The 26434-nt window shown below is 68.3% G+C and carries 27 protein-coding genes; 20 read left to right on the forward strand and 7 right to left on the reverse strand.

Going from position 1 to position 26434, the window contains the following annotated elements:
* Window positions 1-50 precede the first annotated feature (50 nt).
* Complete coding sequence (locus ADBZ6K_RS18065) at window positions 51-875, reverse strand: tyrosine-protein phosphatase (RefSeq protein WP_526349148.1); 825 nt, start codon at window positions 873-875, stop codon at window positions 51-53.
* Complete coding sequence (locus ADBZ6K_RS18070) at window positions 875-2098, reverse strand: acyl-CoA dehydrogenase family protein (RefSeq protein ID WP_526349274.1); 1224 nt, start codon at window positions 2096-2098, stop codon at window positions 875-877. Before ADBZ6K_RS18070 ends, ADBZ6K_RS18065 begins: the two co-directional genes overlap by 1 nt.
* Window positions 2099-2201: 103 nt before the next feature.
* Here ADBZ6K_RS18070 and ADBZ6K_RS18075 point away from each other — a divergent pair, with 103 nt between their 5' ends.
* Complete coding sequence (locus ADBZ6K_RS18075; protein ID WP_526349150.1) at window positions 2202-2669, forward strand: nuclear transport factor 2 family protein; 468 nt, start codon at window positions 2202-2204, stop codon at window positions 2667-2669.
* Window positions 2670-2817: 148 nt separating this feature from the next.
* Here the strand turns inward: ADBZ6K_RS18075 and ADBZ6K_RS18080 are convergent, their stop codons facing one another.
* Together ADBZ6K_RS18080 and ADBZ6K_RS18085 are read right to left on the reverse strand one after the other, a co-directional pair.
* Window positions 2818-3075, reverse strand: coding sequence for a hypothetical protein (locus tag ADBZ6K_RS18080; protein WP_526349152.1), 258 nt, complete (start codon window positions 3073-3075; stop codon window positions 2818-2820).
* A gap of 156 nt (window positions 3076-3231) precedes the next feature.
* Window positions 3232-3558 carry a hypothetical protein gene (locus tag ADBZ6K_RS18085; protein ID WP_526349154.1) on the reverse strand — a complete coding sequence of 109 codons (327 nt, stop codon included), beginning with the start codon at window positions 3556-3558 and terminating at the stop codon, window positions 3232-3234.
* Between the two features lie 178 nt (window positions 3559-3736).
* Here ADBZ6K_RS18085 and ADBZ6K_RS18090 point away from each other — a divergent pair, with 178 nt between their 5' ends.
* Window positions 3737-4384, forward strand: coding sequence for a response regulator transcription factor (locus ADBZ6K_RS18090; RefSeq protein ID WP_526349156.1), 648 nt, complete (start codon window positions 3737-3739; stop codon window positions 4382-4384).
* 2 nt (window positions 4385-4386) lie between these two features.
* On the forward strand, window positions 4387-5565 hold the full coding sequence (locus ADBZ6K_RS18095; RefSeq protein ID WP_526349158.1) for a sensor histidine kinase: 1179 nt from the start codon (window positions 4387-4389) through the stop codon (window positions 5563-5565).
* 15 nt (window positions 5566-5580) lie between these two features.
* Here ADBZ6K_RS18095 and ADBZ6K_RS18100 read toward each other — a convergent pair whose 3' ends face one another.
* Window positions 5581-6717: an acyl-CoA dehydrogenase family protein gene (locus ADBZ6K_RS18100; RefSeq protein ID WP_526349160.1), complete on the reverse strand. Its 1137-nt coding sequence runs from the start codon at window positions 6715-6717 to the stop codon at window positions 5581-5583.
* Between the two features lie 209 nt (window positions 6718-6926).
* Here ADBZ6K_RS18100 and ADBZ6K_RS18105 point away from each other — a divergent pair, with 209 nt between their 5' ends.
* Window positions 6927-7463 (forward strand): nitroreductase/quinone reductase family protein, encoded by a 537-nt coding sequence (locus ADBZ6K_RS18105; protein ID WP_526349162.1) that lies wholly within the window; start codon window positions 6927-6929, stop codon window positions 7461-7463.
* A gap of 33 nt (window positions 7464-7496) precedes the next feature.
* Here the strand turns inward: ADBZ6K_RS18105 and ADBZ6K_RS18110 are convergent, their stop codons facing one another.
* Complete coding sequence (locus ADBZ6K_RS18110; protein WP_526349164.1) at window positions 7497-10121, reverse strand: helix-turn-helix transcriptional regulator; 2625 nt, start codon at window positions 10119-10121, stop codon at window positions 7497-7499.
* A 211-nt stretch (window positions 10122-10332) separates the two neighbouring features.
* Between ADBZ6K_RS18110 and ADBZ6K_RS18115 the strand changes: the two genes are divergently transcribed.
* From ADBZ6K_RS18115 to ADBZ6K_RS18135, 5 genes are all read left to right on the forward strand, one after another.
* Window positions 10333-11196, forward strand: a complete 864-nt coding sequence (locus tag ADBZ6K_RS18115) for an ABC transporter permease (RefSeq protein ID WP_526349166.1) — start codon at window positions 10333-10335, stop codon at window positions 11194-11196.
* The gene (locus ADBZ6K_RS18120) at window positions 11193-12233 is read left to right on the forward strand and encodes a taurine ABC transporter substrate-binding protein (RefSeq protein WP_526349168.1); all 1041 of its coding nucleotides are present in this window, start codon (window positions 11193-11195) and stop codon (window positions 12231-12233) included. Before ADBZ6K_RS18115 ends, ADBZ6K_RS18120 begins: the two co-directional genes overlap by 4 nt.
* Window positions 12234-12264: 31 nt before the next feature.
* Window positions 12265-13068, forward strand: a complete 804-nt coding sequence (locus ADBZ6K_RS18125; RefSeq protein WP_526349276.1) for an ABC transporter ATP-binding protein — start codon at window positions 12265-12267, stop codon at window positions 13066-13068.
* Window positions 13069-13297: 229 nt separating this feature from the next.
* On the forward strand, window positions 13298-13543 hold the full coding sequence (locus ADBZ6K_RS18130; protein ID WP_526349170.1) for an AbrB/MazE/SpoVT family DNA-binding domain-containing protein: 246 nt from the start codon (window positions 13298-13300) through the stop codon (window positions 13541-13543).
* Window positions 13540-13944 (forward strand): type II toxin-antitoxin system VapC family toxin, encoded by a 405-nt coding sequence (locus ADBZ6K_RS18135; RefSeq protein ID WP_526349172.1) that lies wholly within the window; start codon window positions 13540-13542, stop codon window positions 13942-13944. The genes ADBZ6K_RS18130 and ADBZ6K_RS18135 overlap by 4 nt, the downstream gene beginning before the upstream one ends.
* 118 nt (window positions 13945-14062) lie before the next feature.
* Here the strand turns inward: ADBZ6K_RS18135 and ADBZ6K_RS18140 are convergent, their stop codons facing one another.
* Window positions 14063-14191 carry a hypothetical protein gene (locus ADBZ6K_RS18140; protein ID WP_526349174.1) on the reverse strand — a complete coding sequence of 43 codons (129 nt, stop codon included), beginning with the start codon at window positions 14189-14191 and terminating at the stop codon, window positions 14063-14065.
* Between the two features lie 139 nt (window positions 14192-14330).
* Between ADBZ6K_RS18140 and ADBZ6K_RS18145 the strand changes: the two genes are divergently transcribed.
* From ADBZ6K_RS18145 to ADBZ6K_RS18195, 11 genes are all read left to right on the forward strand, one after another.
* A complete protein-coding gene (locus ADBZ6K_RS18145) occupies window positions 14331-15017 on the forward strand; it encodes a TetR/AcrR family transcriptional regulator (protein ID WP_526349176.1) in 687 nt (228 codons plus the stop codon).
* 11 nt (window positions 15018-15028) lie between these two features.
* On the forward strand, window positions 15029-16840 hold the full coding sequence (locus tag ADBZ6K_RS18150) for an acyl-CoA dehydrogenase C-terminal domain-containing protein (RefSeq protein ID WP_526349178.1): 1812 nt from the start codon (window positions 15029-15031) through the stop codon (window positions 16838-16840).
* 2 nt (window positions 16841-16842) lie between these two features.
* A complete protein-coding gene (locus ADBZ6K_RS18155) occupies window positions 16843-17283 on the forward strand; it encodes an acyl-CoA thioesterase (RefSeq protein WP_526349180.1) in 441 nt (146 codons plus the stop codon).
* 35 nt (window positions 17284-17318) lie between these two features.
* A complete protein-coding gene (locus ADBZ6K_RS18160) occupies window positions 17319-17762 on the forward strand; it encodes an SRPBCC family protein (protein WP_526349182.1) in 444 nt (147 codons plus the stop codon).
* A gap of 323 nt (window positions 17763-18085) precedes the next feature.
* On the forward strand, window positions 18086-18883 hold the full coding sequence (locus tag ADBZ6K_RS18165; protein ID WP_526349184.1) for an MlaE family ABC transporter permease: 798 nt from the start codon (window positions 18086-18088) through the stop codon (window positions 18881-18883).
* A 1-nt stretch (window position 18884) separates the two neighbouring features.
* Window positions 18885-19754, forward strand: coding sequence for an MlaE family ABC transporter permease (locus tag ADBZ6K_RS18170; RefSeq protein WP_526349186.1), 870 nt, complete (start codon window positions 18885-18887; stop codon window positions 19752-19754).
* A 1-nt stretch (window position 19755) separates the two neighbouring features.
* Window positions 19756-20991: an MCE family protein gene (locus ADBZ6K_RS18175; protein WP_526349188.1), complete on the forward strand. Its 1236-nt coding sequence runs from the start codon at window positions 19756-19758 to the stop codon at window positions 20989-20991.
* Window positions 20988-22019: a virulence factor Mce family protein gene (locus ADBZ6K_RS18180; protein WP_526349190.1), complete on the forward strand. Its 1032-nt coding sequence runs from the start codon at window positions 20988-20990 to the stop codon at window positions 22017-22019. Before ADBZ6K_RS18175 ends, ADBZ6K_RS18180 begins: the two co-directional genes overlap by 4 nt.
* Window positions 22016-23602 (forward strand): virulence factor Mce family protein, encoded by a 1587-nt coding sequence (locus ADBZ6K_RS18185; RefSeq protein WP_526349192.1) that lies wholly within the window; start codon window positions 22016-22018, stop codon window positions 23600-23602. Before ADBZ6K_RS18180 ends, ADBZ6K_RS18185 begins: the two co-directional genes overlap by 4 nt.
* Before the next feature lie 9 nt (window positions 23603-23611).
* Window positions 23612-25264, forward strand: coding sequence for a virulence factor Mce family protein (locus ADBZ6K_RS18190; RefSeq protein WP_526349194.1), 1653 nt, complete (start codon window positions 23612-23614; stop codon window positions 25262-25264).
* Window positions 25265-25275: 11 nt separating this feature from the next.
* Complete coding sequence (locus ADBZ6K_RS18195; RefSeq protein WP_526349196.1) at window positions 25276-26430, forward strand: virulence factor Mce family protein; 1155 nt, start codon at window positions 25276-25278, stop codon at window positions 26428-26430.
* Window positions 26431-26434: the final 4 nt, after the last annotated feature.

A 26434-nucleotide genomic window follows, 5' to 3' on the forward strand; every position in this document is an offset into this window, starting at 1 on the left:
ATTTCGGCGCGCTTATCGTCGCGTAGCGCACGTTTGCGCGCCGAAATCGCTCAGGTGAGGAGGGCGGCCCGCAGCCGGGTGAGGTCGTCGGCGGTCACGCCCGACGCCCGCAGGTAGGCGTCCAGCGAGCCGTAGTTGTCGTCGATCGAGCGCCGGGCGGCGTCCAGATACTCCTCGCGGACACCGAGCACCTCGTCGGTGAGCCGCGCCTCGGCGAACGTCAGCACCTCCGGTGTCTCGCCCGCGCGGCTGCGCACCGAATCGAGGATGCGCGCACGCAGCTGCGCCACCGCGACGTTGCTGCGCAGGAAGTCCGTCATGATCGCATCGCGCTCGACGCCGAGCGCCTCCAGCACCACCGCGACGGTGAAGCCGGTGCGGTCCTTACCCGCGAAGCAATGGGTGATCACCGGCCGACCGTCGGTGAGCAGCGTGGTCACCTCGCGCACCGCCCGCCGCGCGCCGCCGAGGGTCGGGAAGTGCAGGTACTCCTGCAGCATGAAGCGTTTGGCGGCGTCCGCCACGTCCTCGTCGTCGGGTTTCTCGCTCATCACCCGTTGAAACGTCGCCTCGTGGGGCGCCTCGCCGTCGACGGCGGCGACGTCGGGGAACGGCAGCAGATGTACGGCGACGCCGTCGGGAACCAGGCCGGGTCCGCGGCGCTCCACCTCACGGGGCGACCGAAGGTCGGCGACATCGGTGATGCCCAGCCGGCGGATCAGTGCGCGCCCGCCGTCGTCAAGTCCGGTGAGTTCGCTGGACCGGAAGAACCGGCCCGGCCGCACACCGGCGCTCTCGGCGACGTCGCGGAAGTTCCACGCACCGGACAGGTCGTCAGCGTCCACATCCGCGTCCTGGTTCTCGTGCACGCCCACTACCCGGCCGCCTTCGTCACCGCCGCAGCGAATGCCGACTTCTCGCGGTCCAGTTCCGCGCGGGCGATGGTGCGCATGTGGACCTCGTCGGGCCCGTCGAACAACCGCATCGCGCGGTGCCAGCTGTAGAGCCGGGCCAACGGGAAGTCGTCGCTGACGCCGGCCGCTCCGTGCACCTGGATGGCCCGGTCGATGACCTCGCAGGCGACCCTGGGCGCGACCGCCTTGATCTGGCTGACCAGCACGTGGGCCTCCCTGTTCCCGAACTGGTCGATGGTCCACGCGGCCTTCTCACACAGCAGCCGGGCCTGGTCGATCTCGTTGCGTGATTTGGCGATCGCCTCCCTCACCACACCCTGATCGGCGAGCGGCCTGCCGAAGGCGACCCGCTTCTGCACACGGTCGACCATCAGCGCCAGTGCCCGCTCGGCCGCGCCGAGGGCACGCATGCAGTGGTGGATCCGGCCGGGGCCGAGCCGGGCCTGTGCGATCGCGAAGCCGGCTCCCTGCTCGCCGAGCAGATTCTCGATGGGCACTCGCACGTTGTCGTAGACGATCTCGCAATGTCCGTGCTGATCCTGCCAGCCGAACACCGGCGTCGAACGGATGATGGTGACCCCGGGCGTATCCATGGGCACCAGCACCATCGATTGCTGGCGGTGAGTGGCCGCGTCCGGATCGGTGCGGCCCATCACGATCAGGATCTTGCAGCGCGGATCGGCGGCACCGCTGGTCCACCACTTGTGCCCGTTGATGACGAGGTCGTCGCCGTCGCGGGTGATCCGGGTCTCGATGTTGCGGGCGTCGCTGGAGGCGACGGCGGGCTCGGTCATCGAGAAGGCGCTGCGGATCTCACCGGCAAGCAGCGGTTGCAGCCATTTCGTGCGCTGCGCCTCGGATCCGAACAGGTGCAGCGTCTCTATGTTGCCGGTGTCCGGCGCCGCGCAGTTGAGGGCTTCCGGTGCGAGTTCGGGGCTCCAGCCGGACAGTTCTGCCAGCGGCGCGTACTCCAGATTCGTCAGGCCGGAGATGTCGGGCAGAAAGAGATTCCACAGCCCGCGCTCCCTGGCGGCGGCCTTGAGCTCCTCGATGACCGGCGGCACACCGTGATCGTCGGGACCTGCTTCCACCCGGTGGCGGTGGTAGCGCTCCTCGGCGGGGAAAACGAACTCGGTCATGAACGCACTGAGCCGCTTGTGGAAGTCCTGCGCCTTTGCCGACATCGCGAAGTCCATGCTGGCCACGATATGACAGCCGTCGCGGTCCACGATATGACTGCCGTCGCGGGCGCCCGCGTGGCCGTCTTTGCGGTAGTACAAACGTCTCATGACCGAACCCGAGAGCCGCCCGCCCTTCCCGCCGTTCACCCGCGAAACAGCGATGAAGAAAGTTCAGGCTGCCGAGGACGCGTGGAACACCCGCGATCCGCACCGCGTCAGCCTGGCCTACACCGTCGACTCCGAATGGCGAAATCGCGATCTGCACGTGGTGGGGCGCGAGCAGATCGTCGCGTTCCTCACTCAGAAGTGGGAGCGGGAACTCGACTACGTGCTGCGCAAGAGTCTGTGGGACTTCACCGAGAACCGGATCGCCGTGCGATTCCAATACGAATGCCACGACGCGGCAGGGCAGTGGTACCGCAGCTACGGAAACGAGCTGTGGGAGTTCAATCCCCAGGGGTTGATGGCGCGGCGGGAGGCCAGCATCAACGACGTGAAGATCGACGAATCGGAGCGGCGTTACTTCGCACCGCGTCCCGAATCCGAACACGGACAGGATATTCCACTGTGGTGACATGGCCGGGATCTGTGGTGACATGGCCGACGGCATGACCAGAGCCCCCTACGACTGGGCCGCGGCGCACGGCTGAGCGAACGGAAGAGGCCCTCCCCGCGTGTAGTCGGGGAGGGCCTCGGGGGAGAGCCCGGTACCGGGGCCGCCCTCACATGCCCGGAGGCGTGAAGTTGGCGGCGGCGGTCGGGTCGAGCAGCGACGGATGGTGACGGTGCCACCACCAGCCGGGGGTGGCGTCCGTCGCGGGCTGTGCGGACGTCTGCGGCACGGCCACGATGGCCGGCGACGGTGCCGGGGTGACGACTGCGGCGGCGTTGGCCGCTCCGGCCAGCCCCACCGCGGCCCCGCCGATGAGGCCGGCCGACACGATGGGCAGCGCGATCCGGCGCACGACGTTGGTCTTCATTTCAGTGAATCCTCCTGTGTGAGTGTTGCTTTGAACTTCGTTGCCGGTGGATTCCGGCGATGCGTCAACTCTCCCGCGCCCAGCGCGCGCCGTATGTCGGGCGAAGGGAGGTCGAGGCGGATGAATCCCGTGTCGTCCGATCGGACGACAGCGGCCTCAGCACTGCGCGTCGACGTGCACCGTCTGTCCGGTGATGGTCGTCGTCAGCGCCTTGCCCGACTCCGTGTTGCGGGGGACGCCGTGATCGGTGCGGGTGCGGGTCTGGCCCGGCCGGACGGCGCCGATCGTGCACTGGTCCAGCGGCTTGTTGCCGGTCCTGTGCAGCACGACGTTGTATCCCTGCGATTTCAGTTGGCCGACCGTCTGTTCCACGGCCGACGGGCCGGTGGGGGCGGCACTCGTTGGGCCTGCCAGCCCGAGCGCGGCCGCGGTCAGTGCGCAGCCCGCCAGACTCGCGACGGCCAGCTTGATGCGTGTACTCATGATGAATTCTCCTGTATCAGTGGTGTTTTCGGCGTTCTGCGCCGGGTTGTTCCGGCGATGACACAACTGTCCCGCTTCAGCGCGGCCAGGTCTGTCCGGTGACCGGCCCATCCGCAGGTGGAATCGCGTATCCCCCGATCGGGGGCGGTGCGCCCGGCCGATGTGCCAAGCTGCATCCATGCGTTCCACCGCGGACAGGGTGCGGGTGCTCGTCGGCGACGACCATCCGATGTTCCGCGACGGCGTGGTGCGGGCGCTGGTATCAAGCGGCACAGTGGAAGTGGTGGCCGAAGCCGAGAACGGGGCCGACGCGCTCACCCTGATCAAGGAGCATCGGCCCGACGTCGCGGTGCTCGACTACCGGATGCCGGGCATGGACGGCGCGCAGGTCGCCGCGGCGGTGCGCCGCGACGAGTTGCCGACCCGGGTCCTGCTGGTCTCGGCGTTCGACGACGCCGAGATCGTCTATCACGCGCTGCATGAGGGGGCGGCGGGGTTCCTGCCCAAGGAATCGTCGAAATCCGAGATCGTCGCGGCGGTCCTGGAATGCGCACGCGGGAAGGACGTGCTGCCGCCCAGCCTGGCCGCCGGGCTGGCGGGGGAGATCAGGCGGAGGGGTGAGCCGTCGGCGCCGGCGCTGAGCCCGCGTGAGCGGCAGGTGCTCGACCTGATCGCGCGCGGGCGCTCGATTCCGTCGATCGCACAGGAGCTCTACCTGGCCCCGTCGACGGTAAAGACGCATGTGCAGCGGCTCTACGAGAAACTCGGCGTCAGCGACCGCGCCGCGGCCGTGGCCGAGGCGATGCGGCGCAAACTCCTGGACTAGGTGTGCGGCACACCGTCGACCGGCTGGTGGAGTACTTCGCCGACGAACCGTTGCGGGTGTCGGCGTGGTTGCGGTTGCCGCTCCTGGCGCTCATCGTCGCCCTGGTCTCGATCGCCGACATCGCGCCGTGGTTCCCGGAGGCGTACTGGGGGGTGCTCGGCGCCTACGCCGTCTCGGCGGTGGTGTGGGTGGCGGTCGCGATCCGGGGCCGGGCGCCGGCGTGGGCCACCGCGGTGGCCACCCTGATCGACATCGTCGCGGTGCTGGTGCTGTGCATCGCGGCGGGTCCCGACGCGCGCAATCTGCTGCCGGTGCTGTTCCTGCTGCCGATCTCCGTCGCGTTCGAGGGCCGCCCACTGGTGACCGGTGCGCTCGGATTGACCGCGGCGGCAGGCTATCTCGTGGTCTGGGTCGTGTATTCCAAACGTGACGACAATTTGGGCTTTCCCGCGGGCGTGTACGTGGACTTCGGGCTGTTCGTGTGGCTGGCCGCGGCGACCACGGCGTTGTGTCTGGTGCTGGGCCGGCGGGCCGCGCGGGTGCGGAGCCTGCTCGACGTGCGCCGCCAGCTGGTTGCCGAGTCGATGAGCGCAGAGGAGCGTCACAGCAGCGTGCTGGCCGAACAGTTGCACGACGGACCGCTGCAGAACCTCCTCGCCGCGCGGTTGGAACTCGACGACATGCGGGAGCGGCGCCCGGATCCCGAGCTGGACCGGATCGACTCCGCGTTGCGGGACACCACCACGCAGCTGCGTACCGCGGTCACCGCGCTGCACCCCCACGTCCTCGCCGAACTCGGGCTCACCGCCGCGACGCGTCAGCTGGTGCGACAGTACGAACACCGGTTCACAATCGAGGCGGACCTGGATGAGGTGGGACGGCCCCCGGCGCAGGCCGTGCTGTACCGGGCCGTCGCCGAGCTGTTGGCCAACGCGCACAAGCACGCCCGCGCCGGCAGGGTGCGGATCGCATTGCGGCGCTCCGCGGACCGGATCGTGATCGTGGTGGCCGACGACGGCGCCGGATTCGATCCGGCCGCATTGGACGGCAGCGTCGCCGACGGCCACATCGGACTGGCATCGCTGACGGTGCGGTTGGACGCCATGGGCGGCTCGGTATCGGTCCGCTCGGTCCCGGGCGACGGCACCGAGGTGACGGTGACCTCGCCCCCGGGCGGATGAGCGCCGTCCGGTTGGCTATGTCGCCGTCAGGCTGCGGGCGATGACCAGCCGCTGAATCTGGTTGGTGCCCTCGAAGATCTGGGTGATCTTGGCTTCCCGCATGTAGCGCTCCACCCGGTAGTCGCGGGTGTAGCCGACGCCGCCGAACACCTGCACGGCGTCGGTGGTCACCTTCATCGCCGCGTCGGTGGCCACCAGCTTGGCCACGCTGGCCTGTGCCGAGTATGGCCGGCCCGCGTCACGGCGGCGCGCGGCGTCCAGGTAGGTCGCCCGCGCGCTGTGCACCGCTGCGGCCATATCCGCCATCAGGAACCCGAGCCCCTGATGATCGATGATCTTGCGGCCGAACGTCGTTCGCTGGTTGGCGTAGGCGGTTGCCTCGCCGAGCGCGGCCTGGGCCAGCCCGACCGCGACGGCGGCGATTCCCAGCCGGCCGGAATCCAGTGCCGAGAAGGCGATCTGCAGCCCCTGGCCTTCCGCGCCGATGAGGCGGTCCTCGTCGATGCGGGCGTCGTCGTAGAACGCCGAGGTCGTCGGGATCGCGTGCAGGCCCATCTTCTCCTCGGGTTTTCCGAAGCTCAGCCCGGGCAGATCACCGGGAACCAGGAAGCAGGACACCGCGCGCTCCCCGGTGCGGACGAACACGGTGTAGAAGTCGGCGAGGCCACCGTGGGTGATCCACGACTTGGCGCCGTTGATGACGTATCCGCCAACGGTTTTCGTGGCAGCGCAGCGCAACGCGGCAGCATCCGAACCCGCCTGCGGCTCGGAGAGGCTGTAGGCGCCGATCTGGTCACCGGAGAGCATTCCGGGCAGCCAGCGTCGCCGCTGCTCGTCGGTGCCGTACACCAGCAGCGGATGCGTGGAGAGGCTGTGCACGCTGACGGCGACGGCCACCGCGGCCCACCGCGCGGCGATCTCCTCGAGCACCTGCAGGTACACCTCGTAGGGCTGTCCGCCGCCGCCCCACTCCTCGGGCTGCGGCAGGCTGAGCAGCCCCGCCGCGCCGAGCTGGGCGAAGACGCCCTCGGGATAGGTCTCGGCCTTCTCGTGTGCGTCGACGATCGGATCCAGCAGTTTGTCGGCGATCTCGCGGGTCAGCGCGATCAGGTCGGCCGCCTCCCGGGAGGGGAGCATGCGGTCGACGGGCATGGTGGCGGCTCCTCGCTGGGTCAGCCCCCGACTGTATCGGTTTTGCGGGGCTCGTGACCATGCCGAGCCGAGCGCTCCGCATACGCTGCCGAAATGTTCTCGGAGACATAGGCTGCCGCAGTGTTCCCCGAGACGTTCCCCGAGACGTCCCCGGAGACCCGCTGCGCCCCGAGCGGGGACATGCGTGTGGCGCCGGGTAGGTCGACGCGATGACAGTGCTATCGCACGGAGCCCGGGTGTTCGCTTACATCTGGGACCAGCTGTGGAAGCTTCATGCCCGGGTACTGCGGCGAGTCGGCCACTACCCTTGGTTCGGCCTGCTCGCGGTGCATGTCGTCACGCCGATAGATCGGGCCGTGATCAAGGCAAGCCGAGGCCGACTGTCGATGACCGGTCCAGAGTTCAGCACCATGTTGCTCACCACCACCGGCAGGAAAACCGGTAAGCGGCGGACGATTCCGGTCGCCTATATCCGGGAAGGCGAGAAGGTGGTCGCGGTTTCCTCGAACGTCGGTCGTAAGACGCCGGCCAACTGGCCCAAGAACCTGCTCGTCGACCCGCACGCACGGATCGAGATCGCGGGTGTCGCTGCCGACTATCGAGCACGACTGGCCACCGACGACGAGGTCGCCCGCTGCCTACCAAGGCTGACCGATATGTGGCCCACGATGAACACCTATTACCGGCGAACCGGCGTGCGCATCGTGTTCGTCTTCGAACCCGTGCATATCGCGTCGAACGGGTAGCGAGGGCTCCCGCTCGGCCGGCGGTCTGCGCCCCTACCTGCGGCCGTGCACGGCCAGCAACTCCACGAGTTCCTGCCGGCTGGCCGAGCCCGTCTTGGCCATGGCGCGATAGATATGCCCCTCGACGGTGCGCACCGACACCGTCAGCGCTCTGGCCACCTCGCGACTGGACAGCCCCGCAGAGAGCAGGCGCACGATCTCGCGCTCGCGGGCGGTCAGCGGTAGTCGCGTCGCGGCGGCACACAACGCGGGCGTGCTTGCGCTGCCGCACTTCTCGGCCAGCGCCTCCGCCCACGTCGAGCATTGCAGGGCCGAGCCGCGCGCATTGTGCCTGCGGTACATCAGCGCCGCGTGGGCGCAGGCGTCCATGGCGGCGACGAGGTCGCCCATCCGGCTGAAATCCTCCGAGGCGGCGGTCAAGCGGTCGGCGTCGCCGTCGTGCAACGCCTCGGCGAACCGCGCCGCGATGGCGGCCCGCGGTCCCTCCACCAGCGCCGTCAACTCATGCAGCCGGGGTGCACACGACCCGTCCCCGAATTGGACCGCGGTCTGCAGACACACCACCTCCGCGGCGAACTGTCCGTTGCCGCAGGCGATGCCGGCCGCAGCGCGGGCCGACGCGATGGCCTCGCTGACGGCCCCGCAGGACGCCAGAACCCAGGCGCGGGCCAACTCGAGCGCGTAGTCCAGATAACGCCACGCGGGGTGCCGGTGCGCCTCGAGTGCGGCGAATGCGGTGGTGGCGTCTTCGCCGAGACCTCGCATGGCAAGCGCCATGGTCTGGAAGATGCGGCAGTGGAACTCCCAGCCGTTGGTGTCGGCCGCCTCCGACAGCATCCGGACGACTGGATCGAGCAACGACGACGCGGTTTCGAGCCGTCCCGCGCCGAGCGCTGCGCGGCCCGCAACCGCAGCGCTGTGCAGCCTGCCGGCCGGCGGTACATCGGCCGCCCGCCTGCCGAGGCGTTCGGCAGCGTCGAGCGCCTCGAAGACCCGGCCCGCCAGGAGCAGCGCACCGACGTGCCCGTCGGCCGCCAGGAACCGGATGTGGTCGACGTCGAACCCCGGCAGCGTATCGACATAGCCGGCCTCGGCGGCCGAGACGGCCCTGGTCGTGTGGCCGGCATCGCCGTGAGCGACCGACAGCGCCCACGCCGTCATCCGCACCGAAGCCCCGTCCGGCAGCCGACGCCAAGCATCGTCGACGGCCGCCGCCGCGGCGGCGGTGGCGGGCTGCCCCATCACCGCCCAGTAGACGGCGCGGACGGCGTCCAGGACGGCGCGCCCGCTCGGGGATGTGGCCGGCGCCGCGGCATCGATCAGTTCCTTCGCGCCTGCCGGATCCGCCACGGTGAACATCCGGGTCAGCACCCGCTGCCCGACGATCGCGGCGCGCTGCACATCGCTGAGCCCGTCGAGGGGGGCGTCGGCGTACACGGCCTCGGCCTCGCTGCCCCGACTGAGCCACGAGAGGATATAGCCGCGCAGCACCCGGGCCTCGGCACCGGCACCCGCACCAAGCGCGGCCGCGGACAACACGTCGGCCAGCGGCAGATCGACGAACCGGACCGCGGCGCGGGCGGCGGCGATCAGTTCGTCGGGATCGGGCTCGAGATCGGTGTCCAGCCGCAGCGTCGCCCGCCGGAGGAGCATCAGCGGATCGTCCCGGTCGGCGCGGGTTGCCAGCTCCGTGGCGATCACTGCACGCATCCGCCGCAGCCGAACGGCGCCCGCCTGTTCGCGGCGGATCTCCCCGAGCAGCGGATGCGCCAGTCGCAGATCCACCCCGTCCCGGCGCGGACTCAACGTGACCAGACCGCGCGCGTCGGCGCCGTCCACGGCGGCGGGGCTGGCGAGCCTGCAGAGCAGCCGCGCATCCAGAGGCTCGGCGACGGCCAGCGCGTCCACGACTTCGGCCACCGCCTCCGGCAGGCCGGCCAGGCGCGACTGCACCGCGTCGGCAAGATTGCTCGGGCGCACCGGTCCGGAGGTCAACGCCCCGTGCCCGGCGCGCCGGACCAGGCGCCCGTCGCTGGTCTCCCGGTCGATGACCGTCTCCAGGTACAGCGGGTTGCCCCGGGTCAGCTCCCACAGCCGCGCGGCGGCGTCGGGGTGTACGGCGCCGTGGAGGGCCGAGCCGGCCAGCCGTGTGGTCTCCTCCCGCGACAGGGGTTGCAGATCCAGCCGGCTGAAGTGGGCATCTGTCCACAGCGGCGCCGCTGAGCCGCCCGATTCGTGGTTGCGGACGGTGAGCACCACCTTGGCCGCTCTGCGGACGAGAAGTTGGCGGACGACGAACGCCGACAGGTCGTCGAGCAGGTGGGCGTCGTCGACGAACACCGCCACCGGCGCGCCCGGACTGGCCGTGGTGAGCGCTGCTATCACGTCACGCACCAGGTTGGAGGTGCCCGCGTCCGAGGTGTCCAGCCAGTCTGCCAGTGCGCCGAAGGGCAACGATCGTGTCGAGGATGCGCCTACCACCCAACGGGTTTCGTAGCCCTGCCGCCTGGCGGCTTCGAGCGCCTCGCTGGCGATGCGGGTTTTGCCCACCCCGGTGGGGCCGCTCACGACGATGCCCGTCGAATCGTCGGCGGCGAGGCTAGCGGCGATCAGGCGCATCTCCTGGGAGCGGCCGATGAGCGGACACGCCGAACGCACGATCACAGCGTAGAAGCGCCGCATGACCGGCGCAGTCGGTTTGCCAGACTTCGCGCCTCCCCGACGACAGGGTTTCGCTCGTGATGATCCAGACCGTTGAGTCCGGCGTCCGGCGCCGGTACCAATACCCGAGATGTCGTCACCCACCGGCGCGCGCTGCCGCGGACACGCCGTCGATTCCCGCCCAGGTCACAGAAAGTCTGCAAGCAACGTGTCGGTGTTCGTCGATATCGCCCCGGAGGAGGCCCGGCTCGACCCCGAGCGCGTCGCCCGGCGTGCGGGTAGCTGGGGTGGCCGGCTCACCAGGGCGGCGTTGCCGTTGCTGTCGGTGGGCGTCTTCTTCGCAGGCTGGCAACTCGCCGCCGCGAGCGGTATCTGGAACCAGACGTTCGTGCCGTATCCGAGCACCGTGTGGCGGGCCTTCATCGACGTGTCGACCACCCACGACGGCGTCCGCGGCTACGCGGGTTACCTGTTGTGGGAGCACCTCTATATGACCCTGCGGCGTGTGCTCGCGGGTGTGGTGATCGGTGTCGGCGCCGGTGTCCTGCTCGGCCTGGTCATGGGTTCGGTGAGCTGGGTGCGCAGTGTGCTCGAACCGTGGTTGACGTTCCTGCGGGCGCTTCCGCCCCTCGCCTACTTCTTCCTGCTGGTCATCTGGCTCGGCATCGACGAAGCACCGAAGGTCACGCTGCTTGCGCTGGCGGCGTTGCCGCCCGCCGCGGTTGCGACCACGGCCGCCGTCGTCGCCGCTCCGGTCGGCCTCACCGAGGCCGCGCGGGCACTCGGCGCAAGCCGCGCCCAGGTGATCCGCGACGTCGTCGTCCCGTCCGCGTTGCCGGAGACCTTCACCGGCATCCGGCTCGCCGTCGGCATGGCCTACTCGTCGGTCGTCGCCGCGGAATTGTTCAACGGCATCCCCGGGATCGGCGGCCTGGTCAAGGACGCCAGCAACTACAACAACACACCGGTTGTCCTGGTCGGCATTTTCGCCATCGGAATCTCCGGCCTGGTCATCGACGGCCTGCTACGCGCGCTGGAGCGGCGCGCCGTCCCATGGAGAGGAAAGATATGACGTTCAGGCGCCTTCTGGCAGGGGCCGCAGCGGCCGCCATGGCGGGTTCGATCGCGCTGACGGGCTGCTCGGTCGAACGCTCGGCGCAGGACGCCGAAAAGCCGACCATCCGCATCGCCTACCAGAGCTTCCCCAGCGGCGACCTGATCGTGAAGAACAACGGATGGCTGGAGGAGGCGCTGCCCGACTACAACATCAAATGGACCAAATTCGACTCGGGCGCCGACGTCAACACCGCGTTCATCGCCAAGGAAGTCGATTTCGGGGCGCTGGGCTCCAGCCCGGTCGCACGCGGGCTGTCCGCGCCGCTGAACATCCCCTACCAGGTTGCGTTCATCCTCGACGTCGCAGGCGAGAACGAGGCGCTGGTCGCCCGCAACGGCAGCGGCATCACCACGGTCGCCGGCCTGAAGGGCAAGCGGGTCGGCACACCGTTCGCCTCTACCGCGCACTACAGCCTGCTGGCCGCGCTCGCGCAGAACAACCTGTCGCCCAGCGACGTTCAGCTGGTGGACCTGCAGCCGCAGGCGGCGCTGGCGGCCTTCGACCGCGGCGACGTCGACGCCGTCTACACCTGGCTGCCCACGCTCGACGAGGTGCGCAAGTCCGGCACGCAGCTCATCAGCAGCAAGGAGCTGGCCGCGGCGGGTAAACCGACCCTCGACCTTGCCGTGGTGTCCACCGAGTTCGCCCAGCAGCATCCCGATGTCGTGGACGTGTGGCGCCAGCAGCAGGCCCGCGCCCTGCGGACCATCCACGACCAGCCGCAGGAGGCCGCCAAGGCGATCGCCGCCGAGAACGCGCTGGACCCGCAGGAAGTGGAGGGTCAGCTCAAGCAGGCCGTATTCCTCACACCCGAGGAAGTGGCATCGCCGGAGTGGCTGGGCACCGAGGGAGCACCGGGCAATCTCGCCGTCAACCTCGAGAGCGCGTCGCAGTTCCTGGCCGAGCAGAAGCAGATTCCCGCGCCCGCCCCGCAGTCGACCTTCGCCGACGCGCTCTACGTCAAGGGGCTGCCGGGTGTCCTCAGCCAGTGACGACGCGATCCGCGCAGCTACCGACGACGCTATCCGCGCGGCGACCGACGACGCTATCCGCGCGGCGACCGACGACGCTATCCGCGTTAGTGGCGTGTCGCACCGCTACGGCCGTGGCGACGACGCCGTCACCGCGCTGGGACCGGTCGACCTGACCGTCGACCGCGGGGACTTCCTGGTGCTCGTCGGGGCTTCGGGTTGCGGCAAATCCACCTTGCTGCGGCTGCTGGCCGGGTTCGAGTCACCCAGCCAGGGGTCGGTGCGGGTGTCCGGCTCGACACCCACACCGGGGGTGACCGCCGGTGTGGTGTTCCAGCAGCCGCGGCTGTTCCCCTGGCGCACGGTCGGCGGGAACATCGAGCTGGCGCTGAAGTACGCGAAGGTGGAGCGCGCCAAACGCTCCGCGCGCCGTGACGAACTGCTCACCCGGGTCGGTCTGGACGGCACAGCGGGCCGCAAGATCTGGGAGATCAGCGGCGGTCAGCAGCAGCGGGTCGCGATCGCACGGGCGCTGGCGGCCGAAACACCGCTGTTCCTGCTCGACGAACCGTTCGCGGCGCTCGACGCGCTCACCCGGGAACGACTCCAGGAGGACGTGCGTCAGGTCAGCGCGGAATCGGGGCGCACCACCGTATTCGTCACCCACAGCGCCGACGAGGCGGCGTTCCTGGGGTCTCGGGTCCTGGTGTTGACCCGACGGCCGGGCCGGATCGCGCTTGATCTGCCGATCGATCTACCGCGTACCGGGGTCGAGCCGGAGGAACTGCGCCGTTCGCCGGAGTATGCGCAGGTGCGCGCGGAGGTGGGCCGGGCGGTCAAGGCGGCAGCCGCCTGAACCCGGCCGCTGGGCGGAGGGGCCCGGCTCCTCCAGCACCAGGGGGTAGCCACCATTGGCGAGTCGCCGACCGTCGCTCGATGAAGTGCGGCCGTCGAAACGGCCGCGGCCCAAACAACCTGCATGAGGCGAAAGTCGATTTCAAGGGGAACGGATACGGTTTCGAACCGGTGGCGCGCGGCTCGTCAACCTCGACGGCTCTGATCTGCGGAATGGTAGATTTTCTGCCATGAGGACCACCATCGACGCGGCGGGGCGTTTGGTGATCCCGAAGCGGATTCGTGATCGCCTTGGCTTGCACGGGAACGCGCAGGTGGAGATCACGGAGCGTGATGGACGAATCGAGATCGAACCTGCGCCGACCGAAGTCGAACTGGTTCGGGAAGGTTCGGTCCTCGTTGCACGGCCGGACCGCGCGCTGCCTCCGTTGACCGACGACATCGTTCGCGAGACGCTGGACCGCGTACGGCGGTGATCGCGCCCGACACCAGCGTTCTCGTTGCCGGATTCGCGACCTGGCACGAAGCTCATGAATCGGCCGTGCGTGCTCTGAACCGAGGTGTTCATCTGATAGCGCACACGGTGGTAGAAACCTACTCCGTCCTGACGCGCCTGCCGCCACCGCATCGCGTAGCGCCTGATGTCGTTCACGCCTACTTGACCGATGTCACCTCCGCCGACTACCTCACGCTGGACGCACGACCGCATCGTGACTTGATCGATGACCTCGCTGCGCACAACGTCACCGGGGGTGCCACCTACGACGCGCTGGTCGGATCGACGGCGAAAGCTCGTGGAGCGACGCTGTTGACCCGCGACCGGCGCGCAGTCAGGATCTACGAGCTGTTGGACGTGGAATACGAACTGGTGACCTGACCGCAAGAAGTGTTCGCGCACAGCCTGATTCACACGACGGTGGCAGCTCTCCGGTCATCGCCGTCGGTTGGCGTCGGAATCGGACCCGGCGCGCCGCACCAAGCGTCGCGGTCAGGTTTCAGACCGGCGGGTACGCCGGGGGTGGGTAGCCGATGCCGGGACCGGACACCCCACGCAGCCCCCACGCGAGATACTGCATGAAGAACTCGATCTCGTCGCTCGCGTCGTAGTCCGGATTCGGATCCATCGAGCACCTCCCAGCTGTGGTCTGCCCGCAGTCTAGACCGAGGCGGCCGGGTGACGGCGGCGCTCCGCGGCGATTGCCTAGACTGGTCGACCAGCCAGTTGATAGACGCCCGCTCGGGCCCGTGATGAAGTGAGCCGCCATGTCCACCGACGCGTCATTCGATTCTCTTCGCGCGAGCGGCGCGGGGGCGGGCCAGAACGGCATGTCCCGCCGCGAAGAACTACTGGCGGTCGCCACCAAACTGTTCGCCGCCCGCGGCTACCACGGCACCCGGATGGACGACATCGCCGATGCCGTCGGCCTGAACAAGGCGACGGTCTACCACTACTACGCCAGCAAGTCGCTGATCCTCTACGACATCTACAAGGGTGCCGCGGACTTCACCGTGGACGCCCTGCACGACGATCCCTCGGCGTCGGCCCGCGAGACCATCTACCACTTCACCCGGCGGCTGCTCGTCGGCATCGCCAGCGACGTGGAACGGGCGGCGGTGTACTTCCAGGAGGGCCCGTACATCACCGAATGGTTCACCGAGGAACAGGTTGCCTACATCCGAAAGTCCGAGGCCACGGTGTACGAGCACGTCCGCGACGTCATCGACCGCGGCGTCGCAAGCGGCGAGTTCTACGACTGCGATTCCCATGTCCTTGCCCTCGGCTACATCGGGATGACGCTGGGCTCCTACCGCTGGCTGCGCCCGCAGGGCAGGCGCACCGCGCGGGAAATCGCCGTGGAGTTCAGCACCGCGCTGCTGCGCGGTCTGATCCGCGAAGAGGCCGTGCGGACCGATTCGCCGTTGGGTATCGACGTCATCCCGTCGAACTAGGGACACCCGCGATGAAGTCGACCCTGCTGTCCCGACGCGACCTCGACTTCCTGCTGTACGAGTGGCTGCGGGTGGACGAGCTCACCAAGCGGGACCGGTTCGCCGAGCATTCACGCGAAACGTTTGACGCCGTGCTGGATCTCTGCGAGCAGATCGCCACCCGCTACTTCGCCCCGCACAACAAGAAGAGCGACGCCAACGAGCCCACCTTCGACGGCTCGACGGTCACGGTGATCCCCGAGGTCCGTGAGGCGCTCGATGCCGTCGCCAGGGCCGATCTGCTCGGCATGGCGATGGACGCCGAGCACGGCGGCGCGCAGCTGCCGGTCACCGTCGCCCAGGCCGGGTTCGCGTGGCTGGCCGCGGCCAACATCAGCACCGCGGGATACCTGATGCTGACCATGGCCGCAGCCAATCTGCTGGCGGAGTTCGGCAGCGACGATCACATCGAGACGTTCGTTGCGCCGATGATCTCCGGCAGGTTCACCGGCACGATGGCGCTCTCGGAGACGCAGGCGGGCTCGTCGCTGGCCGACATCACCACCCGCGCCGAACCCCGGACCGACGGCACGTACCGCCTGTTCGGATCGAAGATGTGGATCTCGGGCGCCGAGCACGAGCTCACCGACAACATCGTCAACCTGGTGCTGGCCAAGATCCCCGGCGGTCCGCCCGGCACCAAGGGCATATCGCTGTTCATCGTGCCGAAGTACCTCGTGGGTGCCGGCGGCGTCATCGGGGAACGCAACGATGTCGCACTGGCCGGGCTCAATCACAAGATGGGCCAGCGCGGGATCACCAACACGGTGCTCAACTTCGGCGACGGAACCCACCGGCCCGGTGGCGAGTCGGGCGCGGTGGGCTATCTGGTCGGCGAGGCGCATCGCGGCATCGTCTACATGTTCCACATGATGAACGAGGCGCGGTTGGGCGTCGGAATGGGCGCCGTGGCGCTGGGCTATACCGGCTTTCTGAAATCGGTGAAGTACGCCAAGGAGCGGCCGCAGGGCCGTCCGTTGACCGTCAGGGATCCGGCGACGCCGCAGGTGCCGATCGTCGATCACCCGGATGTCAAGCGAATGTTGTTGGCGCAGAAGGCGTATGTCGAAGGTGGGTTGGCGCTGGCCCTGTACTGCGGCACCCTGATCGACGTCGCCCGCTGCGCGGATTCCGATGCGGAGCGCGACGCGGCGACCCTGCTGGTCGACATCCTCACCCCGGTGGCCAAGAGCTGGCCGTCCCAGTGGTGCCTGGAGGCCAACAATCTCGCCATCCAGGTGCACGGTGGTTACGGGTACACCCGCGAGTACGACGTCGAACAGCACTACCGCGACAACCGGCTCAACCCCATCCACGAGGGGACCCACGGAATCCAGAGCCTGGATCTGTTGGGCCGCAAGGTGACTCAGCGCAACGGCGCCAGCCTCGTCGCGTTGGGCGAGCAGCTGGGCAAGACCGTGACCGCGGCGTCGCAGGCCGGGGGCGAGGCCGCCGAACTGGCCGGGCAGCTCGACCGGGCATGGCTGCGGCTGGTCGAGGTCACCGCCGCGTTGTTCGGCTCCGGCGACATCGAGGCGGCGATGGCCAACAGCGCGGTCTATCTCGAGGCGTTCGGGCACATCGTGGTCGCGTGGATCTGGCTGGAACAGTTCGCCGTCTGTGGGGATGGCGATGTCGGGCGTGGCGACGGCGATTTCTACGACGGCAAACGTCAGGCGGCAAGATACTTCTTCCGCTACGAATTGCCCAAGACCGCACCGCAATTGGAACTGCTGGCCAGCCTCGACCGCACCACCCTGGAGATGAATCCGGACTGGTTCTAGCGATGGCTACCGACGAGCGGGAACTAACCGGCGCCGACTTTCCCGTGCACTGGCCGGTGCCGACCCGGTGGACCGACAACGACATGTTCGGCCACCTCAACAATGCCGTGTACTACGAGTTGTTCGACACCGCGATCAACGCGTGGATCAATACCACCACCGGCAACGATCCGCTTGCCGCGCCGTGGCTGGGCGTGGTGGCGGAGTCGGGCTGCCGCTACTTCGCCGAGCTGCAGTTCCCCGACCGGCTGGTCGTGGGGCTGGGCGTGGCGCGGTTGGGCCGTAGCAGCGTCACCTACCGGCTGGGGCTGTTCTCGGATCCGCCGGGCCAGGTCGCGGCGGTCGGGCACTGGGTGCACGTCTACATCGACCGTGAGACCCGGCGGCCGGTCGCCATGCCCGAGTCGATTCGTGCGTTGTTGGAGTCGGCTCGGGTCGGGTAGCCGGGTCCGCCGGTCGATGTGGATATGCTCGCCCCATGCCGCTAGTGAGCAAGACAGTAGAGGTCACCGCACCCGCGGAGGCGATCATGGCGATCGTGGCCGACTTCGAGCAGTACCCGCAGTGGAACAAGGAGATCAAGGGCTGCTGGATCCTGGCGCGCTACGACGACGGCAGGCCAAGCCAGCTGCGCCTGGACGTCGAGATCCAGGGCCAGTCGGGCACGTTCATCACCGCGGTGTACTACCCGGGGCCCAACCAGATCTACACCATCCTGCAGCAGGGCGATCACCTGGATAAACAGGAGCAGAAGTTCTCGGTGGTCCCGATCGGTGCGACGTCACTGCTGACGGTGGACCTCGAGATCGAGACGAAGCTGCCCATTCCGAAGCCGATGGTCAAGAAGGCGATCGGCGACACATTGGACTATCTGGCCGACAACCTCAAGACCCGCGCCGAGCAGCTCTCCGCCAGCTCCTAGCGCCGTCACCCGGCCGCCGGCCGCCGCCACGGTGGCGGCCGCGGATCGCGCCGGGATTGACGCCGACGAAAGTTACTCTGCGCCAACACTTTCTACCGGGCCGACCGACGTCCGGCGCCGCGCGGGCGTTTGCTAACGGTTGTGCGCTCAATCCGCCAGATGCGGTCCGCGGACGTGTTCCCATCGGGTACAGTCCTGTGATCTCACTTACCCATGAGTAGGGAGAAGGCCGTCACAGGTTCGGGGTCGGGGCAAGGAGGAGGCGTGCGAGAGGGGCAGTCGGTGCGCTGCGACGATCGTGCTCCCGCCGCGGGAGCGCACGCGTGACGGCCTCGTCTGGCCTGCCTGGCTACGTTCGTGACCAGGTCCGGCCTGGCCTTGAGGCCATCGGTGGCTTCGTGCGCATGTGCGTGCTCACCGGCAAGGCGCTGCTGCGGCCGCCCTTCCAGTGGCGGGAGTTCATCCTGCAGTGCTGGTTCCTCATGCGGGTAGCCTTCCTGCCCACCGTCGCGGTGGCCGTGCCGCTGACGGTGCTGATCATCTTCACGCTCAACATCCTGCTTGCCGAGTTCGGCGCCGCAGACGTCTCCGGCGCGGGTGCCGCGCTCGGCGCCGTCACCCAACTCGGGCCCCTCGTCACGGTGCTGGTCGTCGCAGGCGCCGGCTCGACGGCGATCTGCGCCGACCTCGGCGCGCGCACCATCCGGGAGGAGATCGACGCGCTCGAGGTGCTCGGCATCGACCCGATCCACCGGCTCGTCGTTCCCCGTGTGCTGGCGTCCACGTTCGTCGCGTTCCTGCTGAACGGCGCGGTCATCACCATCGGCCTGGTCGGCGGCTTCATCTTCGGCGTGTACATCCAGAACGTCTCCGCGGGCGCGTACGTGTCGACGCTGACGCTGGTCACCGGCCTTCCCGAAGTCCTCATCTCGATCTTCAAGGCGCTGACCTTCGGCCTGATCGCCGGGCTCGTCGGATGCTACCGCGGCCTGACCGTCGCCGGCGGCGCCAAGGGCGTCGGCACCGCCGTCAACGAGACCCTGGTGCTCTGCGTCGTCGCGCTGTTCGCGGTCAACGTCGTGCTCACCACCATCGGGGTTCGTTTCGGGACGGGACGCTGACATGGCCACGTCGACCGTCCTGCGTTCGCGCTTCCCGCGCGGGTATGCCCGCGCCGAACGCTGGGTCGGCGCCCCCGCCCGCCTGCTGGATTCGGTTGGGCACATCGCCTGGTTCGTCGTCACCGCCGTCGGATCCATCGGGCATGCGTTGCGCTACTACCGCCGTGAGGTGCTGCGACTGATCGCCGAAATCGGCATGGGCACCGGGGCGATGGCCGTCATCGGCGGCACCGTCGCGATCGTCGGCTTTGTCACCCTCTCCGGCGGGTCGCTCATCGCGATCCAGGGGTTCGCCTCGCTGGGCAACATCGGCGTCGAAGCGTTCACCGGGTTCTTCGCCGCGCTGGTCAACGTCCGCATCGCCGCACCCGTGGTGTCCGGTCAGGCCCTGGCGGCCACCGTCGGCGCCGGCGCGACCGCCGAGTTGGGCGCCATGCGGATCAGCGAGGAGATCGACGCGCTGGAGGTGATGGGCATCAAGTCCATCTCCTACCTGGTGTCGACCCGGATCCTTGCAGGGTTCGTGGTGATCATCCCTCTCTACGCGATGGCGATCATCATGTCGTTCCTGTCCGCACAGGTGACCACGACGCTGTTCTACGGCCAGTCCACCGGCACCTACGAGCACTACTTCCGCACGTTCCTGCGGCCCGACGACGTCGCATGGTCGTTCGTGCAGGCGATCGTCATCTCGGTCATCGTCATGCTCAACCACTGCTACTACGGCTACTACGCCAGCGGCGGCCCGGTCGGCGTCGGTGAGGCGGTGGGCCGGTCGATGCGTGCGTCCCTGATCGCCATCGTCGTCGTCGTCCTGTTGGCTTCGTTGGCGCTGTACGGTACCGACCCGAACTTCAACCTGACGGTATGAGATGACCGCCCCCGACCAGGTTCAGCTGCCGCCCAACGAGTCCAGAACGCCGCCGTACAAGCTGGCGGGGCTGGTGCTTCTCCTGATCGGCGCGCTGGTGGCGGCCCTGGTCGGTTTCCAGTTCCGCGGCGACGTGCCGTGGGACAAACGTGAACCTTTGACGTTGCTGTCGTCGCGTGCCGGCCTGGCGATGGACCCCGGTTCGAAGGTGACCTTCAACGGCGTGGAGATCGGCAAGGTCAAGGGCATCGAGGCCGTCGACGTCGGCGGTGAGCCCAAGGCGAAGATCACCCTCGACGTCGACCCCAAGTTCCTGCACCTCATTCCGGCCAATGTGGAAGCCGATCTCAAGGCCACCACGGTATTCGGAAGCAAGTATGTGGCGTTCTCCTCGCCGGCCAACCCGCAGCCCGAGCCGATCAGGCCGGGCCAGGTGATCGACGTCACCAGCGTCACCACCGAATTCAACACGCTGTTCGAGACGGTGGTCGACGTCGCGCAGCAGGTCGATCCCGTCAAGCTGAACCAGACGCTGACCGCCACCGCGCAGGCCCTCGACGGGCTGGGCGAGCGGTTCGGTCAGTCGCTGATCGACGGCAATGACATCCTGGCCGACATCAACCCCCAGATGCCGCAAATCCGTTATGACACACAGCGGTTGGCGGATCTTGGCGAGGTGTACGCCGACGCGGCACCGGATTTGTTCGACGGGTTGCAGAACGCGGTGACCACCGCGCGCACACTGAACGACCAGCGGGGAAACCTGGATCAGGCGCTGATGGCCTCGGTCGGTTTCGGCAACAACGGCGGTGAGATCTTCGAGCGCGGCGGGCCCTACCTCGTCCGCGGGTTGAAGGACCTGCTGCCCACGTCGGCGTTGCTGGACGAGTACAGCCCCGCGCTGTACTGCACCATCAAGCACTACCACGAGGTCGGACCGAAGGTGGCCGCCTCGCTGGGCGGCAACGGCTACTCCCTGCAGACCCACACCCAGATCGTCGGCGCCGGCAACCCGTACGTGTATCCGGACAATCTGCCCCGGGTCAACGCCAGCGGCGGCCCCGGTGGCAGGCCCGGCTGCTGGCAGACCGTCACCCGTGACCTGTGGCCCGCCCCGTACCTCGTCATGGACACCGGTGCGTCGATCGCGCCGTACAACCACCTCGAACTCGGTCAGCCGATCGCTATCGAATACGTGTGGGGCCGCCAGATCGGGGAGAACACGATCAACCCATGAAAATCACCGGAACCGCGATCAAGCTCGGCGCCTTCGCGCTGGTGCTGTTGCTGTTCACCGCGATCATCATCGTGGTGTTCGGCCAGATGCGCTTCGACCGGACCACCGGGTATTCGGCCATCTTCTCCAATGCCAGCGGCCTGCGCGCCGGACAGTTCGTCCGGGCCTCGGGGGTCGAGGTCGGCAAGGTCTCCGATGTCGAGCTGATCGACGGTGGTTCCAGGGTTCGGGTGGATTTCAACGTCGATCAATCGCTGCCGTTGTTCGACGAGACCACCGCGTCGATCCGGTACCTCAACCTCATCGGCGATCGCTACCTGGAACTCAAGCGTGGCGACAGCGACCGCAGGCTGGCCGCCGGTGGAACCATCCCGATCGAACGGACCGAACCCGCGCTCGACCTGGACGCGTTGGTGGGCGGGTTCCGCCCGCTGTTCCGTGCGCTCGACCCCGACAAGGTCAACAACATCGCTCAATCGCTGATCACGGTGTTCCAGGGGCAGGGCGGCACCATCAGCGACATCCTGGACCAGACCGCCCAGCTCACCTCCACGCTGGCGGACCGGGATCAGGCCATCGGCGAGGTGATCCGCAACCTCAACACCGTGCTGGACACCACCGTCCGCCATCAGGAGCAGTTCGACGAGACGCTGCAGAACTTCGAGGTGCTGGTGACCAGCCTGAAGAACCGCGCCGATCCGATCGCCGACGCCACCGCCGACATCAGCAACGCGGCGGGCACCGTCGCCGACCTGCTCGCCGACAACCGCCCGCTGCTGCGGGACACCGTCAACTACCTCGATGGCGTCCAGCAGCCACTGGTCGACCAGCGTGAAGAGTTGAACCAGTTCCTCATCGACTTCCCCAACGCGTTGAAGATCATCGGCCGCAGCGGGGGCATCTACGGCGACTTCTTCAACTTCTACTTCTGCGATCTGTCGCTGAAGCTCAACGGCTTGCAGCCGGGTGGCCCGGTGCGCACGGTGAAGATCTGGTCGCAGCCCTCGGGTAGGTGCACGCCGCAATGAGGTCACTGGAGGGATCGAACCGCGCCCGCCTCGGGCTCATGGGAATCATCCTGCTGGCGTTGGTAGTCGGGGTGGGCCAGAGCTTCGCCAGCGTGCCGATGTTGTTCGCCCAGCCGACGTTCTACGCGCAGTTCAATGACACCGCCGGCCTGAGCCCGGGCGACAAGGTGCGCATCGCGGGCGTGGACGTCGGCCAGGTGCGCTCGACGGAGATCGAGGGTGACAGGGTGCTGATCGGCTTCACGCTGGGCGGCACGCGCATCGGCAGCGAGAGTCGGGCGGCGATTCGCACCGACACCATTCTGGGCCGCAAGAACATGGAGATCGAGCCGCGCGGCGAGGACCCGTTGGGGGCCAGCGGGGTGCTGCCGCTCGGCCAGACCACCACGCCCTATCAGATCTATGACGCGTTCTTCGATGTGACCAAGGCGGCGTCGGGCTGGGACACCCAGTCGGTGAAGCAGTCGCTGAACGTGCTGTCGGAGACCATCGACCAGACGTCGCCGCACCTGAGCGCCGCGCTCGACGGTGTCGCCCGGTTCTCCGACACCATCGGCAAGCGTGACCAGCAGATCAGGGATCTGCTGGCCAACGCCAACAAGATCGCGGGCGTTCTGGGCGACCGCAGTGAACAGGTCAACCAGCTGCTGGTCAACGCCCAGACCCTGCTGGCCGCCGTCAACGACCGGGGCCGTGCGATCAGCGCTCTGCTGGAACGAATTTCGACGTTCTCCGACCAGGTGCGGGGCTTCATCGACGACAACCCGAACCTCAACAAGGTGCTCGAGCAGTTGCGCACGATCAGCGACGTGCTGGTCGCGCGGAAGTACGACGTGGTGGACACGTTGACCGCGCTGGCCAAATTCACCGGGGCGCTGGCCGAGGGTCTCGCGTCCGGGCCGTACTTCAAGGTGCTGGTGGTCAACCTGCTGCCGTACTGGATCCTGCAGCCCTTCGTCGACGCCGCCTTCAAGGAACGGGGCATCGACCCCGAGGACTTCTGGCGCAGCGCGGGCCTGCCCGCGTTCCGGTTCCCCGACCCCAACGGGCAGCGCTTGCCCAACGGCGCACCGCCACCGGCTCCGACGCCGCTGGAAGGGACCCCGGAGCATCCCGGGCCCGCGGTGCCCGCCGGGACGCCGTGCTCCTACACGCCACCGGCTGACGGCCTGCCCCGGCCCGACAACCCGCTGCCGTGTGCACACCTGAGCGTCGGCCCGTTCGGCGACAACCCGTTCGGCGCCAACTACGGTCCGCCGGATGTCGCGACGTCGGCGCCCAACCCGGATGCCCCACCCGCCGGACCCGGAATTCCCGCCGCGGCGCTTCCCGGCGCGCCGTCGCCCGCGGTGCCCGGTCAGCCGGTGCCGCTGGCACCAGGACCGCCGGGGGCGCGCACCGTGCCCGTCGGCCCCGCTCCCGGCCCGCCCGCCGAGTTCACGCCGGCGATCGCCCCGACCGTACCCTTCGTCCCGCCCGACAGCGTCCCGCCGCCACCGGGGCCGGGCCCGCAGCTGCCACCGGCGGGCACGCCGCCCCTGCCCGGTAATCCGCCATTCCTCCCGCCCGGGTCGCAAGGATAGGGCCGCCCGATGTCGACGATTTTCGATGTGCGAAACATGAAGTGGCCGAAGATGTCCCGGGCCGCGGTGGTGATCGGGACGCTCGTCGCGATCGCCGCGCTGGTCGCGGCGTTCGCGGGCTGGCAGCTCTACAAGAAGGTGACGACGAATACCGTCGTGGCCTACTTCCCGCAGACCCTGGCGCTCTATCCCGGTGACAAGGTCCAGATCATGGGAGTTCGGGTGGGGTCGATCGACAAGATCGAACCCGACGGCGACAAGATGCGGGTGACGTTCCACTACGAGTCGAAGTACAAGGTGCCCGCCAACGCGGCGGCGTCGATCCTCAACCCGAGCCTGGTCGCGTCGCGCACCATCCAGCTCTCACCGCCATACACGGGCGGACCGGTGATGGAGGACGGCGCCGTCATCCCGGTCGATCGCACGCAGGTCCCCGTGGAGTACGACGACTTCCGCGATCAGATCGACCGGATCCTGACCGACCTGGGGCCCACCCAGGAGCAGCCGACCGGCCCGTTCGGCGAGGTGATCGAATCGTTCGCCGACGGTCTGGCGGGTAAGGGACAGGAGATCAACCGGACGCTCAACGGCTTGTCCGATGCGCTGACGACGCTCAACGAGGGCCGGGGCGACTTCTTCGCCGTGGTGAAGAGCCTCGCGCTGTTCGTGAATGCGCTGTACCGCAGCGATCAGCAATTCGTCGCGCTCAACAACGATCTGGCCCAGTTCACCAACTCCTTCACGAACACCGACCGGGAGTTGGCCAACGCCTTGCAGGATCTCGAGCAGCTGTTGTCGACCACCCGCGGGTTCCTCGACAAGAACAGCGAGGTGCTCACGCACGACATCGACAACCTCGCCGAGGTCACCAACGCGGCACTGCAGCCCGAGCCGCTGGACGGCCTGGAGACCGGCCTGCATGTGTTCCCCAACCTCGCGGCGAACCTGCTCAACATCTCATCGATGAACGCGGGCGGCATCGTCACGGTGCCGGTCATCACGAGCTTCGCCAACCCGATGCAGTTCCTGTGCAGCGCGATCCAGGCCGGCAGCAGGCTGGGCTACCAGGATTCGGCGGAGCTGTGTGCGCAGTACCTCGCACCCATCCTCGACGCGATGAAGTTCAACTACCTGCCGTTCGGCTTGAACCAGGTCAGCACCGCGATGACGCTACCCAAGCAGATCGCCTACTCCGAGCCGAGGCTGCAGCCTCCGCCGGGTTACAAGGACACCACCGTGCCCGGGATCTGGGCGCGTGACACATTGTTCTCGCACGGCAACCATGAGCCGGGCTGGCAGGTCGCGCCAGGTATGCAGGGCGTCGACGTGCAGCCGTTCACCGCCAACATGCTCACCCCGGACTCCCTGGCCGCGTTGCTGGGCGGACCCGACCCGGCGCCGCCGACACCGGGTATCCGCGGCGGCGCCCCGCCCAACTCTTACGACGAGCGAAACCCGTTGCCGCCGCCGTGGTATCCGCAGCCAGGTCCGCCGCCGGCACCGGCGCCCGGTGTGATCCCCGGCGATCCACTCAGGGCGGACGCGCCGCCGGCGCCGGTCGCGCCGACGGTCCCGCCCCCTGGAGTGCCTGTTCCCGCGGCTCCCGCCGCACCGGCTCCCGCAGGTCCGCCGCTTCCCGCCGAGGCAGGAGCGACACCGTGACGAACGCCTGCATGAGAAGTGTCCGCCGGGCACGCCGGATCGCGTTCCGCGGCATCGCATTGTTGGTCGCGGCGGTCGTGCTGACGTCCTGCGGGTCGTGGCGCGGCATCGCCAATGTGCCACTCCCGGTCGGTCCCGGCAGCGGACCCGGCAGCATGACGATCTACGTGCAGATGCCGGACACGCTGGCGCTCAACGTCAACAGCAGGGTCCGGGTCGCCGACGTCTACGTCGGCAGCGTGCGCTCGATCGAGCTGAAGAACTGGGTGGCGACGCTGACCCTGGACATCGAACGCGGGATCACGCTGCCTACCAACACCCTCGCCAAGATCGGCCAGACCAGCCTGCTGGGTTCCCAGCATGTTCAGCTCGACCTGCCGCCCGACCCGTCGCCGGAGCCGCTGCGGGACGGCGACACCATCCCTCTGCAGAACTCGTCGGCTTTCCCGACCACCGAGCGGGTGCTGGCCAGCGTCGCCACCATCCTGCGCGGGGGCGGAATCCCGAACCTCGAGGTGATCCAGACCGAGCTCAACAATGTCCTGACCGGTCGGGCCGACCAGATCCGCGAATTCCTCAATCGGCTGGACACCTTCACCGACGAGCTCAATCAGCAGCGCGAGGACATCACCCGGGCGATCGACTCCACCAATCGGCTGTTGACCATCGTGGCGAACCGCAACGACACCCTGGACCGGGTACTGACCGAGTTCCCCCCGCTGATCCAGCATTTCGCCGACACCAGGGACCTGTTCGCCGACGCCGTGGTGGCGCTCGGCCGCATCAGCGCCGCCACAGACACCTACCTCGGTCAGTCCAGTGGCGACCTGCACGCCAACCTGCAGAACCTGCAGCGCCCGCTCAAGCAGCTCGGCCGGGCGTCACCGTTCCTGCTCGGCGCGCTGAAGATCATGCTCACCGCCCCGTACGCGATCGACAACATTCCCAAGGTGGTTCGGGGCGACTACATCAACGTCTCGTTCATGGTCGACCTGACATTCAGTGCGATCGACAACGGATTCCTCTCGGGGACGGGCGTTTCGGGCATGCTGCGCGCGCTCGAACAGGCCTGGGGCCGCGACCCGAACACGATGATCCCGGACATCCGCTATACGCCGAACCCGGCCGATGCGCCGAACGGCCCCCTGATCGAAAGGGGTGAGTAAGCAG

Source organism: Mycobacterium sp. (assembly GCF_044223235.1).
In the GTDB taxonomy this organism is placed as follows: Bacteria; Actinomycetota; Actinomycetes; order Mycobacteriales; family Mycobacteriaceae; genus Mycobacterium.